Origin of the sequence: Paenibacillus sp. FSL R7-0026, from assembly GCF_038004485.1 — a bacterium.
GTDB lineage: Bacteria > Bacillota > Bacilli > Paenibacillales > Paenibacillaceae > Paenibacillus > Paenibacillus xylanexedens_A.
The window spans coordinates 4,876,926-4,890,996 of sequence record NZ_JBBORG010000001.1 but is presented as its reverse complement, the minus strand read 5'-3'; the positions used below and the strand labels follow the sequence as shown (position 1 = coordinate 4,890,996).

General features: G+C 43.4%; 12 protein-coding genes. All 12 read left to right on the top strand.

The genetic code is table 11. The features are described from left to right. Positions 1 to 466 precede the first annotated feature (466 nt). Complete coding sequence (locus tag MKY44_RS21345) at positions 467 to 1,327, top strand: ABC transporter permease (RefSeq protein WP_223200008.1); 861 nt, start codon at positions 467 to 469, stop codon at positions 1,325 to 1,327. A 16-nt stretch (positions 1,328 to 1,343) separates the two neighbouring features. Continuing rightward, positions 1,344 to 2,225: a carbohydrate ABC transporter permease gene (locus MKY44_RS21340; protein WP_036617174.1), complete on the top strand. Its 882-nt coding sequence runs from the start codon at positions 1,344 to 1,346 to the stop codon at positions 2,223 to 2,225. Positions 2,226 to 2,280: 55 nt separating this feature from the next. Then, positions 2,281 to 3,888, top strand: coding sequence for an ABC transporter substrate-binding protein (locus MKY44_RS21335; protein WP_341008498.1), 1,608 nt, complete (start codon positions 2,281 to 2,283; stop codon positions 3,886 to 3,888). Between the two features lie 25 nt (positions 3,889 to 3,913). Next, positions 3,914 to 5,386, top strand: a complete 1,473-nt coding sequence (locus MKY44_RS21330) for a glycoside hydrolase family 32 protein (protein ID WP_341008497.1) — start codon at positions 3,914 to 3,916, stop codon at positions 5,384 to 5,386. 28 nt (positions 5,387 to 5,414) lie between these two features. Then, on the top strand, positions 5,415 to 6,314 hold the full coding sequence (locus MKY44_RS21325; protein WP_341008496.1) for an ROK family protein: 900 nt from the start codon (positions 5,415 to 5,417) through the stop codon (positions 6,312 to 6,314). Positions 6,315 to 6,558: 244 nt separating this feature from the next. Then, positions 6,559 to 6,996: a GNAT family N-acetyltransferase gene (locus MKY44_RS21320; RefSeq protein WP_341008495.1), complete on the top strand. Its 438-nt coding sequence runs from the start codon at positions 6,559 to 6,561 to the stop codon at positions 6,994 to 6,996. Positions 6,997 to 7,270: 274 nt separating this feature from the next. After that, a complete protein-coding gene (locus tag MKY44_RS21315; RefSeq protein WP_076252870.1) occupies positions 7,271 to 7,552 on the top strand; it encodes an acyl carrier protein in 282 nt (93 codons plus the stop codon). Positions 7,553 to 7,644: 92 nt separating this feature from the next. Next, positions 7,645 to 8,841, top strand: a complete 1,197-nt coding sequence (locus tag MKY44_RS21310; protein WP_047843977.1) for an acyl-CoA dehydrogenase family protein — start codon at positions 7,645 to 7,647, stop codon at positions 8,839 to 8,841. Positions 8,842 to 8,984: 143 nt separating this feature from the next. Beyond that, the gene (locus MKY44_RS21305; RefSeq protein WP_047843976.1) at positions 8,985 to 9,791 is read left to right on the top strand and encodes a phosphotransferase family protein; all 807 of its coding nucleotides are present in this window, start codon (positions 8,985 to 8,987) and stop codon (positions 9,789 to 9,791) included. Positions 9,792 to 9,865: 74 nt separating this feature from the next. Next, the gene (locus tag MKY44_RS21300; RefSeq protein ID WP_192133308.1) at positions 9,866 to 10,672 is read left to right on the top strand and encodes a helix-turn-helix domain-containing protein; all 807 of its coding nucleotides are present in this window, start codon (positions 9,866 to 9,868) and stop codon (positions 10,670 to 10,672) included. A gap of 88 nt (positions 10,673 to 10,760) precedes the next feature. Continuing rightward, complete coding sequence (locus MKY44_RS21295) at positions 10,761 to 11,468, top strand: thioesterase II family protein (protein ID WP_341008493.1); 708 nt, start codon at positions 10,761 to 10,763, stop codon at positions 11,466 to 11,468. A gap of 23 nt (positions 11,469 to 11,491) precedes the next feature. Next, on the top strand, positions 11,492 to 14,056 hold the full coding sequence (locus tag MKY44_RS21290; RefSeq protein ID WP_341008492.1) for a non-ribosomal peptide synthetase: 2,565 nt from the start codon (positions 11,492 to 11,494) through the stop codon (positions 14,054 to 14,056). Positions 14,057 to 14,071: the final 15 nt, after the last annotated feature.

The following is a 14,071-nucleotide window of genomic DNA, read 5'->3' as shown; positions in this document are numbered from 1 at the left end:
ATAGCAATCTCTGTTTTACAAATGCACAATTGCATTTACATTTAGATAGTCGAATTCTATTTTCATAATTGTTCCAGAAGTTTTGTTAATTAGTGTAACAATGATAATCTATTACAGTAATGATATAGAAATATCTATGCGGGTATTAACGATTCAGTGCTGTATATATGAAAATTTAATCCTCTTTAGTTACATTGATGCAAAGATAAAATGATCAAATGCACAAATATTTTTTTACAAAATGTATTGACTAAATTCATTGGAACCTGATAAATTGTAAAATATCAAATAGGCAATTGTAAATTTTGAAAGCCCTTACTGAAAACAATTGTCAACTTCTAGAATGAACGGGGGTATCGTGTTGGATAACATAGCCGACAGCAAAAAGGGCGGAGGAAGGGTACTGAAAGTGAGGACGACAAGCGGTCATAGGTTACAGCAGCTCAAAAAAAATTACTTTTTATATATGTTGCTTGCACCAGCCTTAATTTTGACTCTTATCTTCAAGTACATTCCGATGTACGGAGCCATCATTGCGTTTAAGGATTTCAGTCCGATCAAAGGCATCATGGGAAGTGATTGGGTAGGACTGAAGCATTTCGAGAAATTTATAGCTTCACCCAATTTCGATATCATATTAATGAATACGCTTAAACTCAGCTTTTTGGGATTGATATTCAGTTTCCCGGTGCCCATTTTACTGGCACTCATGCTGAATCAGGTACGCAAAGCTGGCATCAAGAAAAATATTCAATTGTTTCTGTACGCACCCAATTTCATCTCGGTTGTTGTGGTTGTGGGTATGCTGTTCATCTTCCTCTCACCGACAGGGCCGATTAATCAATTAGCCACATGGATTACAGGTCAGCCGATTATGTTCATGTCTGAACCGGAATATTTCCGCTGGATCTACATTTTGTCCGATATCTGGACTGGAGCGGGCTGGGCTTCCATCATATACGTCGCGGCTTTGGCTAATGTTGATCCGGAGCTTCACAATGCGGCTAATCTGGATGGAGCCAATCTCCTTCAGCGTATTCGTCACATTGACCTTCCAACGATTCGTCCGATAATGGCTATCGTCTTTATTCTTGCAGCTGGCGGGATTATGTCCATTGGATTTGAGAAGGCTTATCTGATGCAGACGTCCATGAACCTGCCGTCCTCCGAGATTATTGCCACGTATGTCTACAAGGTGGGGTTACAGTCTGGAGATTACGCTTATTCTGCGGCAGTTGGATTGTTCAACTCGGTTATCAATGTGATTTTGCTGGTGACGGTGAATCTGATTGTGAAGAAATTGAATGAAGGCGAAGGCCTCTATTAGGAAAGGAGTATTATCCATGGTTGTTAAACACACGGGAATGGATCGGTTGATCCTCACACTCAATGCCATCTTTCTCACCTGTGCTGTACTGGTTGTGGTTGTTCCCCTGATTTATATTGTTATCGCCTCATTCATGGACCCCACGGTGTTACTGAATCGTGGACTGTCCTTTAATGTATCGGACTGGAGTCTGGACGGATATCAGATGATTTTGTCCAATCCAGCCATGATCCGGGGGTTTGCAAATGCGGTATTGTACTCGGTTTCCTTTGCATTGATCACCGTGACCGTATCCATATTTGCAGGTTATGCATTGTCGGATGATAGGCTCGCGGGACGTGGATTTTTCATGATTATCTTTATCATTACCATGTTCTTCGGCGGGGGATTAATCCCTACTTATCTACTCATACGTAATCTCGGCATGCTTGATACGGTGTGGGCGATCATCATCCCTGGAGCCGTTAACGTCTGGAACATCATTCTCTCCAGAACCTTTTTCAAAGGAGTCCCTCGAGAACTGAAAGAAGCTGCAAACGTGGATGGCGCTTCTGAGATGAAGATTTTCTTCCAGATCGTCATTCCGTTGTCGAAACCGATCATTTTTGTACTCGCACTTTATGCGTTCGTTGGGCAATGGAATTCCTATTTTGATGCAATGATCTATCTCGATAATCCGAACCTGCATCCGTTACAGCTCGTTCTACGTTCCATTTTGATTCAGAATCAGGCTGCACCTGGCATGATCAGTGATCAACTCGCGATGGCAGAACTGAAACGGCTCTCCGAGATGATTAAATACTCAGCAATTGTCATTTCGAGTCTGCCACTCATCATCATGTACCCGTTCTTCCAGAAGTATTTCGAAAAAGGTGTCATGGTCGGTTCCCTCAAATAGTGAACAGCCTGCGATACAGTAAGTTGATCCAATCCAACTCATGGAGGTCATTATTATGAAAAAAGTAAACAAGTCCAGAAAAGCCGTTACAACGGCGTCCATTTCAATGTTATCTGCAATGCTCTTTCTAACCGCCTGTGGCGGGGGTGGAGGCGGCGCGGCAAGTGAGGCGCAATCCCCTGATGGCAAGGTGACATTGAATTTTATAACACAGAGCTCTCCGCTGGCTCCCGCTGATCCAAACGACAAGCTGATTAACAAGCGACTCGAAGAGAAAACCAATGTGCATATCAACTGGAAGAACTATACGAGTGATGTGTTTGCAGAAAAAAGAAATCTGGCGGTCGCCAGCGGTGATTTGCCGGATGCCATTTTTGATGCAGGTTACGGGGATTATGATCTCCTGAAACTGGCGAAGAACGGGGCGATCATTCCACTTGAGGACATGATTGAACAACACATGCCCAATCTGAAAAAGGTGCTGGAGGAAGCTCCCGAATACAAGAGCATGATCACGGCTCCAGACGGACATATCTATTCATTCCCATGGATTGAAGAACTCGGAAGTGGCAAACAACGGATTCAGGCAGTGGATAACTTGCCCTGGATTAATGTGGAATGGTTGAACAAGCTTGGACTGAAGATGCCAACGACAACCGAAGAACTGAAAGAAGTATTGATCGCGTTCAAAACTCAAGATCCAAACGGCAACGGTAAGGCCGACGAAATTCCGTTATCTTTCATTAACAAACCGGGCGGAGAAGATCTGACATTTCTCTTTGCGGCATTTGGACTCGGAGAGAACTGGGATCATACCGTGGTAACCAATGATGGGAAAGTGGTCTTCACAGCAGCTGATGAAGGCTACAAGGAAGCGGTTAAATACATTCATGAGTTGGTTCAGGAAGGGCTGATCGATGTCGAATCGTACCAGCAGGATTGGAACACGTACCTGGCGAAAGGCAAGGATAACAAGTACGGCATGTACTTCACATGGGATAAGGCTAACATTACAGGCATGAATGATACGTATGATGTTCTGCCTCCGGTTGCCGGGCCTAACGGAGAGGTCAATGTCACAAGAACAAACGGGATTGGGCTTGATCGTGGTCGCATGGTCATTACCAGCAGCAATAAAAACCTGGAATCCACAGCGAAGTGGGTAGACCAACTGTACGATCCGCTCCAATCTGTGCAGAACAACTGGGGTACCTATGGAGACGAGAGTCAGCAAAATATTTTTGAATTCGATGAAGCCAAAGGGATGCTGAAGCATCTTCCGCTGGAAGGATCTGCACCTGTGGAACTCAGACAAAAAACCAGTATCGCAGGACCATTGGCCATTCTCGACAGTTATTATGACAAATACACAACCAAACCGGAAGATGCGGCTTGGCGGATGGAGCTTCTCGACAAGGTTATGGTTCCGCATATGAAAGCGGAGAACGTATATCCAAGTGTGTTCTTCTCCATTGATGAACTGGATCGATTGTCCACGATTGAGACCGATCTCTTCGCCTACGTGTTACGTCTGCGTACAGAATGGTATCAAAACGGGAAAGTAGATCAGGAATGGGATGCTTACTTGAAAGAGTTGGATCGCCTTGGATTGCAAGAATGGCTACAGATTAAACAAGCAGGATATGACCGTAATAACAAATAAAGAAAAGTACGGAGGAGAAACCATAATGTCGACAATTCTTAAACAAGATTACAGAAATGAATACCATTTTTCACCGAAAGAGAAGTGGATGAACGACCCGAACGGCATGGTGTTTTTCAATGGGGAGTATCACTTGTTCTACCAGTATCATCCATTTGGTACTACATGGGGGCCGATGCATTGGGGTCACGCGGTAACCCGAGATCTCGTCACTTGGGAGGAACTTCCTGTAGCTCTGGCACCGGATGAACATGGCATGATTTTCTCCGGCAGTGCGGTGGTGGACTGGAACAATACTTCCGGATTTTTCGAAGATGAGCCGGGGTTGGTAGCCATTTTTACACATCATCTGGAAGTACCAAATGATCATCCTTTACAGCGTCAAAGTCTGGCGTATAGCAAAGACAACGGTAGAACCTGGACTAAATACGAGGGTAATCCGGTATTAAAGCATGAGTCCTTTGTTGATTTCCGTGATCCCAAAGTGTTCTGGCATGAGCAGACCAAGGAATGGATTATGATTATCGCTTGTGGTCAAACGGTATGTCTGTACCGATCTCCTAATCTGAAGGATTGGACGCTAGGAAGTGAATTTGGCGAAGGGATCGGTTCACACGATGGCGTGTGGGAATGCCCGGACTTGTTCCCGCTTGCAGTGGATGGAGATTCTGAGCAGGTGAAATGGGTGATGCTCGTTAGCATCGGTGCAGATCCTGCTTTTAAAGAAGGATCCAGAACACAATATTTTACCGGAGATTTTGATGGAAGTACATTTATCCCAGACGAGGCATCCCATACGATCCGCTGGATTGATCATGGCCGGGATAACTACGCTGGAGTTAGTTGGTCTGACATTCCGGCTGAAGACGGCAGACGCCTGTTTATGGGGTGGATGAGCAACTGGATGTATGCCAATCAGACGCCAACCAATGATTATCGTGGAGCAATGACTATTGCACGGGAGCTGTCACTGGAGACAAGATCCGGAGAAGTAATACTGATTCAACGTCCTGTACGTGAACTTGAGCAAGCACGTACGCCAGTATTGTCCCTACAGGATGCTTCGATTCAGCAAGTGAGTGAGCAGTTGAACGCTTTGCAACTAGTGAACTATGAGATCCATGCAGAGTGGGCTCAGGATCAGTCGTTTCATTTTGCCTTAAGAAGCGGAGCTGACAACGAAACGCTCGTTGGCGTAGACGCCAACCGAGGGGAAGTATATATCGATCGTAGTGGATCGGGTATCGGCGATTTTCATGAACATTTCCTGAGCCGCCATACAGCTGAGTTAAAAGATGTAAATGGGAATCAAAGTTTGCGTATCTTTGTAGATCATTCATCTGTGGAGGTATTTGCAAATGATGGTCAGGCCGTTATTACGGATCTGATCTATCCGGATGGGGATTCCAAGGGCATCTCTGCTCATTCCGAAAATACTGATCTGGTCTTCTCTTCACTTCATATCTATGAGATATCACCAACCAAGGCTACAGGTTAATTGTAATGAAGGAAAGGAGCCCAGAACGATGCGTATTGGAGCTATAGAAGCGGGCGGAACGAAGTTTGTATGTGGTGTAGGGAATGAGCATGGACAGATTGAAGATCGGATTAGCTTTCCAACAGAACATCCGGAGACCACTCTTGCCAAGGTGATCGACTATTTCAGGGATAAAGACGTGGAAGCCATAGGGATCGGCTCCTTTGGTCCGATTGATCTGCAACCGGATAGTCCCACCTATGGTTATATTACGACCACACCTAAGCCTGGGTGGGGAAACTGTAATGTGATTGGAACCTTGAAGCATGAATTTCCGGTTCCTTTTGGATGGGATACGGATGTGAATGCTGCCGCGCTCGGTGAAGTGACGTGGGGAGCAGCGCAAGGGCTGGATAACTGTGTATATTACACGATTGGCACAGGAGTTGGTGTCGGACTTGTGGCAGGGGGCCAACGAGTACACGGATTGTTACATCCCGAGGGTGGGCATATTCGCACAAGACGCCATCCAGACGATCACTTTGCCGGATTATGCCCGTATCATGGCGATTGTCTGGAGGGGATGGCAGCCGGTCCAGCCATTGAAGCTCGCTGGCAGATCCCTGGCAGTGAACTGCCGGCAGATCACCCGGCGTGGGAGATCGAATCCTTTTACATTGCGGAGTCGATTACTACGGCCATCTTGCTTCATTCGCCGCAGAAGATCATCCTAGGCGGTGGTGTGATGCAGCAAGATCATCTGTTTCCTATGATCCGGGAGCAGGTAGTGCGGAATCTCAATGGTTATGTGAATGCAGCCCCAATCACGCAACATATCGACCAATATATTGTGCAGCCCGGATTGGGCCAGCATGCAGGCTTGTGTGGTGCGCTAGCATTGGGTCTGGAAGCATTACAACTTGCAGCACAAGCTTCACATGTTTCATAGTTTTCTATAGTAATCTACATCCCAGAAGGGATGGCTGCGGGTTCGCTTATTTCTATAAGCAAGACTGCACCGCCCTTTTTGGGCTTTTTTATTTTTTTGAGGAGTTCAATATGTTTGAAAAATATAGTGCATTCTAAAATCCGATGTTGCTCAAGTGAGCTGCCAAAGGTATGATTTTTAGTGTTCTATAGTGCGATAAGACATTCAAAAATTAACGTGTCTCTAATGGAAAGGAATTCAACAAATGAACCCAATAACAATGCGTCAAGCTATACAGGCAGACCAAGAGCAACTCGCTGATTTGCGAGCCTTGGTATTATACGATGATTTAACCAGGCTGGGAAGGTACGATGATGTGAAGGTGCGTGAACGTTTTCGGAATACATTCAATCCTGCCCAGACACAGATTATTGAAGTGGAGGGTTCAATGGTAGGTTGTGTAGCTTTGAAGCCCAAGTCTGAGGCATATCTATTGGAACATTTCTATATACATCCCGATTATCAAGGCCAGAGAATAGGAACTCAGGTACTGAACATGCTGCTGGAACAGGATGAAGTTCAGGGGAAACGGGTTATTTTAAATGTTTTGCAGGGAAGCCCTGCTCGGCGATTGTATGAACGATTTGGATTTATATTGGACAGTGAAGATGAGGTCGATGTATTTATGTCAAAGCACCTTTGAGAGAATGAATCCTTGTCGCAAGATAGGGATATCATCTCGAAGGTGGAAACCTATTAAATATTTGTGAATACATGGCAATAGTGATTGCTTGACTCAGGAAGATTATGATAGTATCGAAGTCAGAGAATATATGGAATATTTACAAAATGTAGGACTTTTTTATTCCGATTCCTATACTCTTAGGCAAACGTTCGACCAGATTCTGATCACAGAAATGGTGTCACAAAAATGGATTTTCAAAGATTACATGTCTCATATGGAGGAGGAATCTTTTTTGCAAGAATATCCTGTGGCTTATGATCAGTTTGATATTCACTTCTATCAGGTCGTGGAAATGTTTTCTGAACAAAAGCTGGATGTAAGTGCGTTGGATGAGGATTTAAGAGTTCTTGGATTAAACTCCATTTCATTTATCAAACTGATCATTGCCTTGGAGAACGAATTCAATATTGAGATGGACGATGAGTATCTTGAATTGGAGAACTTCACAACATTGCAACATCTGAAAGACAGTTTGCGTAAGTGCATCAATTATGAGATTCCCAATGAGTCATAAAGGGAAAATGACGAAACAAGCTCATATCAGACAATCACAGCATCGAGTTCCGTTTATTGGACTTATAACCTCAAAATCAGGAGTGATATGTGATGAAAGTTGAACTGAATGCGGAGCAATTGATGTGGCAGGAACAATTCAAGGATTTTGTAGACAGCGAGATTATTCCATACGCTAGTTTAAACGACAGCGAAGAACGAATTCATCCGGAACTCCTTGCGAAAATAACTGAGGCTGGTTATCTGGGCTCCATGTTGCCAAAAGAATATGGCGGGATGGAACTGGACAATATCACTATCGGGATTCTTAACGAAGAGGTTGGACGTGGTTGCTCCTCTGTTAGAAGTTTGTTAACCGTTCAGGGGATGGTGGGTTTAGCGATCTTGCGTTGGGGAACGGAGCAACAAAGACAATACTGGTTGCCAGCATTAGCTACGGGAACAACTTTGGGTTCATTCGGATTGACAGAACCGAGTGTTGGAAGCGATGCCAAAAGCATTGAAACAACGGCCGTATTAGACGGAGACGAATACATACTTAACGGTCATAAAAAATGGATTACTATGGGGCAGCTTGCAGACGTATTTTTGATTCTTGCCCAATGTGAGAACAAGCCGACAGCGTTTATCGTGGAGAGAGATTCCATTGGGTTCAGCGTTGAACCTATGAGCGGGTTACTTGGAGCGAGAGCATCAATGATTGCTGAACTAAAAATGGATTCTTGTCGTATTCCGAAGGAAAACCTCCTGGGTCAAGTTGGTACAGGGTTATCACATGTAGCTTTACCTTGTCTGGATTATGGAAGATACACGATCGCTTGTGGCTGTGTAGGTTTAGCCAAGGCATGTCTGGATGCATCGGTACATTATGCCAATTCCAGAATCCAATTCGGAAGAGCTATACGCGAGAATCAAATGATACAAAAAATGATCACTGAAATGTCAGTGAATATGAAAGCGGCACGGATGCTGTGTTACAGAGCAGGATATTTAAGAGATGTGGGTGATCCAGAGAGCATTATGGAAACTTGGACTGCCAAATATTTTGCTTCAACCATGGTGAATAAAGTTGCCAGTGATGCGGTGCAGATTCATGGTGCCAATGGTTGCCATCGAGACTATCCCGTAGAGAGATATTATCGGGATGCCCGAATCAATGAGATTATCGAAGGCACGACTCAAATGCATGAGATTTTAATCGCAACACAGGAGGTTGTAACACACCGCCGTGAAATGAGACGTTCAAATAAAGCGGAAAAAGTTAAGGATAGCGCGAATCGAAACGTTTAGATTTTGCATTGCAGGACCTAAGGAAGAGCCCTTTTTTTGCATTAGGCAGGATCATTCATTATGCTATGAAAAAAGGGCTTGATCATTAGGTTCTTTGATGTTTTACCATAATTGATTTAGGAAAGATACGGAGTTGATTAGGATTGAAACGGATTGGGCAGGGACAGACAGCGGAAATATTCAGACATGGTGAAACTTCAATTTTGAAACTTTTCAGAGAAGATTTCTCTGCGGAAGCGATTCAGCATGAGTTTGATAATACTCGAATCGTTTTGGAACTTGGAGTTAAATGCCCACAAACAATTGATATGGTGACGATCAATAATCGTAAAGGTATCATATTTGAGTTGGCCAGTGGAAGGACACTTTTGGAAGAGATGATTATTAAACCATGGTCCATTGAGCGCAGAGCAAGGCAGATGGCAGCACTTCATCATCAAATACACCAGCAATCGGGTGAACGGATTCAACAAAAGCATAAGACTGTATTAGAAAAGAATATATCAAACGCAAGTGATCTATCGGACATTGAGAAGCAACAGATTATGGACTATGTACATAGTTTGCCGGAAGGCAGATCTCTATGTCATGGGGATTTCCATCCCAATAATGTGATTACAGGCAAAGAATCCTGGATCATAGACTGGATGACAGGCGCATCGGGCTGTCCAGCAGCAGATGTGGCAAGGACGCTAGTGTTATTAAAATACGGAAATTTGCCCAAAGGCGCTCCATTGATGATGAAAGTTCTGCTGAAGATAATCAAAAGCAGGATGAGTAAAGCGTATATTGAGTATTACTTGTCTCTCTCGGGCATGGACATTCGCGAGATACATCGATGGGTTCTTCCCATTGCTGCAGCCAGACTAACGGAGTGGATACCACCTGAGGAAAAAAAAGATTTATTGGATTACATTCGTAATCAGCTTAAAAAATTTAACACAACTTAGATCAAGATTAGGGATGAATGTATAGCACCGTACTTGTCAAAACCGTCCGAAAAACAATCAGGAGGTTAACGATAATGGATTTCCAACTACGTTCTGTTGTTTCTTATGATATGGTCGTCCGTGAAAAAAAACATCTATTTGACTTGTCTCTCAGAAGACAGATTGCCATATTTGAGGTTATGGATGCATTGGAAATCAGTGTGTTTAGCAAAACGGTGCAGGTTAAGGCAGGGGCTGTGCTGCTGGCAAATAAAATAAGACTGCAAAATTACGATAAGCCTGTTCTGAAAATGAGAGGTATTATTTTTGGATCGGATCTGCTTGAGCGACTGCCAAGCTGTCACATATTAAGTGAGAATGGTAGTAAACACTATGATCTTGCTGTAAGCCTGTTGAACCGAACGGTAGAGAGTAGAGAAGACATCGAAATAGCTGAAAGAGATTTTCTTGAAGTATACTCCAGTTACTATCAAACGAATCTGGCTAATTTGATGCGACCGGAAACGGATCGGGAGGACTCGGTCAAACGGAACTTGGTCATGATATGCAAGTATATCCAAAACAATTATGAGCAGCCAATTACTCTGCAATTTCTGGCGGATATGGTTGGTTATAATCCAGTGTATCTGTGTAATCTGTTTTCTAAGGTTTTCAATGTTTCGCCACTGAAGTACCTACAGCAGATTCGGGTGGATAAGGCACAGGAATACGTAACCAAGACGGATCTTCCAATCTCTGAAATTACAACGAAGCTAGGGTACAGTTCTAGTACACAATTTAGTGCAATGTACAAGAAAAAAGTAGGCAAAAGTCCGACCGAACATCGCAATCAATTCAGAAGTAACAAGGGAGATTTGTCCCTATCTATTCAATCTACATAATGTATTCAATAACACAGAAAATATTGTATTTTTTTACGTAAAATGATAAATTACGATAAAAATAAGAATACGAGGAATGATAGGGCTAATGAAGAAAATTCAACTTTTTTGTTTGCCTCATGCAGGTGGATCAGCCATGATTTTTCATCGCTGGAAATCATCTTTAAGCCCTTTTATTGACGTAATACCGATCGAATTAAAAGGAAGAGGCGCTCGAGTGGGAGAACCGTTCTATGAAAGCTTTGAAGAAGCGATTGAGGATATCTACCCTGCGGTTTCCTCGCTAATTCATGGGCCTTATGCTATTTTCGGACATAGCATGGGAAGCTGGATGGCGCTCGAACTATATTACCGACTTGCACAGTCAACGAAACAATTGCCTGAACATATGATGCTTTCAGGCAATCGTGCACCACATATTTTCAAGGATGAGAATATTCACACATTGCCAGACGAAGAGTTCAGAGAGACGATTCAGAACATGGGTGGAACGTCGGATGAGGTCTTTACCAATAAAGAGCTCTTTTCGTTATTTGCACCTGTACTTAGAGCCGATTTCAGGATTGTCGAACTCTATCGTTTTCAGCCTAAACCTTTCAAGGTTCAGAGTGATATTACTGTGTTAACTGGCAGAAGCGATACCCGAGTGAAATCTAGCGATCTGATCGGATGGAAAAAGTACGCTGGTTCACAATGTGACATTGTCAAATTGGATGGAGGACACTTCTATATCCAGGAAAATATTCAGGAAACAACGAGAATTATAAATGAAAAGCTGCAACCTTACGTAATCTAGTTGACAAGGAGTGTGTTCCAGTTATGAGCATGGATAACTTGGCTCAATTATTTAACTCCCTTGGTTCAGTCACAGACAGAGGTATTACTTTTCTGAATGGCAGCAAGGAAGAAAAGGTTGTATCGTACCAATCCCTTCTGCAATCAGCCAAAATCCGATTAGGAGAACTTCAAGCATTTGGGATGCAACCGGGTAATGAATTGATCTTCCAACTGAACTCGGAAGAAGAGTTTATTGTCACCTTTTGGGCTTGCACGCTTGGAAAAATCATACCGGTTCCGATAACCGTAGGCGGAAATCAGGAGCAAAGAATGAAGCTTTACAATGTGTGGAAAACGTTGAATCATCCGTTTATTGCTGCTGATCAGGATCTCACGGAAAGTTTGGACAAGTTTGCCCGGAAGAATGGATTGGAAGACGTTGTCCGCGAAATGCATGCCCGAATCTTTATAGTACAGGGCGTCTCGAACGTACGAGAAGAACCTATTGTTGAGGGATTTGAAGCTAGCATCCAGCCGGATGACATAGCCTTTATCCAATTTTCTTCAGGTTCTACAGGACAAACCAAGGGTGTAGTAATTACACACCGCAATGTCATGATAAATATACAAGCTATGAATATAGCAACCCAAATCTCCTCTAAAGACCGTTCTTTGAGTTGGTTACCCCTGACCCATGATATGGGTCTGATTGCGTTTCATCTTACAAGTACCTTCCAAGGCCTGCAACAGTTTATTATGCCGACTTCCTTATTCATCCGTCACCCTACATTATGGTTAACCAAAACTTCTGAACACCGTGTCACCCAACTATATGCTCCAAATTTTGCTTATAAATATTTTCTGGATTCATATAATCCACTAACCTTTTCATCAACGGATTTGTCTACGGTACGTTTTATTATGAACGGTGCTGAGCCGATATCTCCGGCACTTTGTTTCAATTTTTTGGAGGCGATGAGTCCTTATGGGCTGGCCTCCAATACAATGCTGACGGCGTACGGCTTGGCCGAAGCAACCGTTGGTGTTTCCTTTGGTAACGTCGGTGATTTGACTTGTTATGTACTGGACAGAAGATATTTGGAGACCGGGAAACCATTCATAGAAGTTGAACCGGGCTCAGAACATGCTGTTTCTTTTGTGGAAGTAGGCAAGCCGGTTCAATATTGTGATGTACGAATATGTGATGATTATGATAAGCCGGTCAAGGAATTGGTGCTGGGCAGTATTCAAATTAAAGGATTGAGTGTAACAAGCGGGTATTACAACAATGCGGCAGCTACGGAAAAAGCAAGTACAGCCGATGGATGGATTCGAACTGGAGATATTGGATTTATGAATGATGGCGCAATAGTTATTACGGGCAGAACCAAGGACATTATTTTCATCAATGGTCAAAACGTGTATCCGCATGATATTGAACGTGTAACGGAGGAACTGGAGCAGTTTGATCTGGGGAAAGTCGCTGTATGTGGTGTCTCCAATCCACTTACAGGATCGGAAAGCGTTGTAATGTTTGTACTGTATAAAAAGGACTTGCCATCTTTTATTCCAAGAGTTGGAGAAGCCAAAGCACATATTCAGCAGCGGATGGGGATTGAACTTAAGTCCGTGCTGCCCATTAAGCAAATTCCTAAAACGACGAGTGGAAAATTTCAACGTTACAGGCTTCAGGAGCGGTACGAAACAGGAGAATTTAGTGAAATCGAACAATCCATTCAGAGCATATTAAGTCATATGCAGGAGATCAAAGAAGTACAACCAGCTCGTGATCATATCGAACAAAAGCTGATTGAGATTGTTGAGTCCGTAGCGGGACTTAGGAATGTCGGAGTAACGGACAACCTGGCTGAAGCTGGATTCGATTCGCTAAAAGTAACGCAGATTCATCAGGCAATCGATGATGCATTTCCAGACAAAATGGCAATTTCCAGCTTGTATTCACATACCTCTATTGTCTCATGGGCGAATCTGATCAGACAAGATAGAGTGGAACTGGAGCCTGTACAGATGGATCGGAGCTTTTTCCATACGGATCGAGGTTACGAAGCCTTGTCGTATCAATTCACTCTCCCAGCTTCATTGGTACAGGATATGCGACTGATTGCACAATCTGAAGCGATCAGTATTCATGTATTGGCGTCAGCTATGTATGCTTACTTGTTACACACTTTGTCAGAACAAACCTCTATTGATATGCACGTATCCTATGGTACAGCGAGAATGATTACACCTGTACGATTGAATTTCGATCAATACAAGACAATGAAAGAGCTCTTTCAAAATGTTCATCAACAGATCATAACCATGCCTTCGGATCGAGCGTTTTCCGTCGAGCAGATGGGCCAGATCAGAACAAGCAGCACGGAGTGGGCAATTAATCCTTTATATGGTGAACAGCATCTGTTCAAGGCATCGGACGATGTATTGAACTATTACGATCTGATTATCCTGGTGTCGGACGAAGGTGAAACTCTGCAGTGCAATTGTCGTTTTAATGGACGTAAATTAAAACAGAGCCGTGTGAAGCGTCTTATTGCCAATTATGTGAGAGGACTTCAACTATTGGTACAACCGGAATTGAAATGAAATTTCATAGGGGGA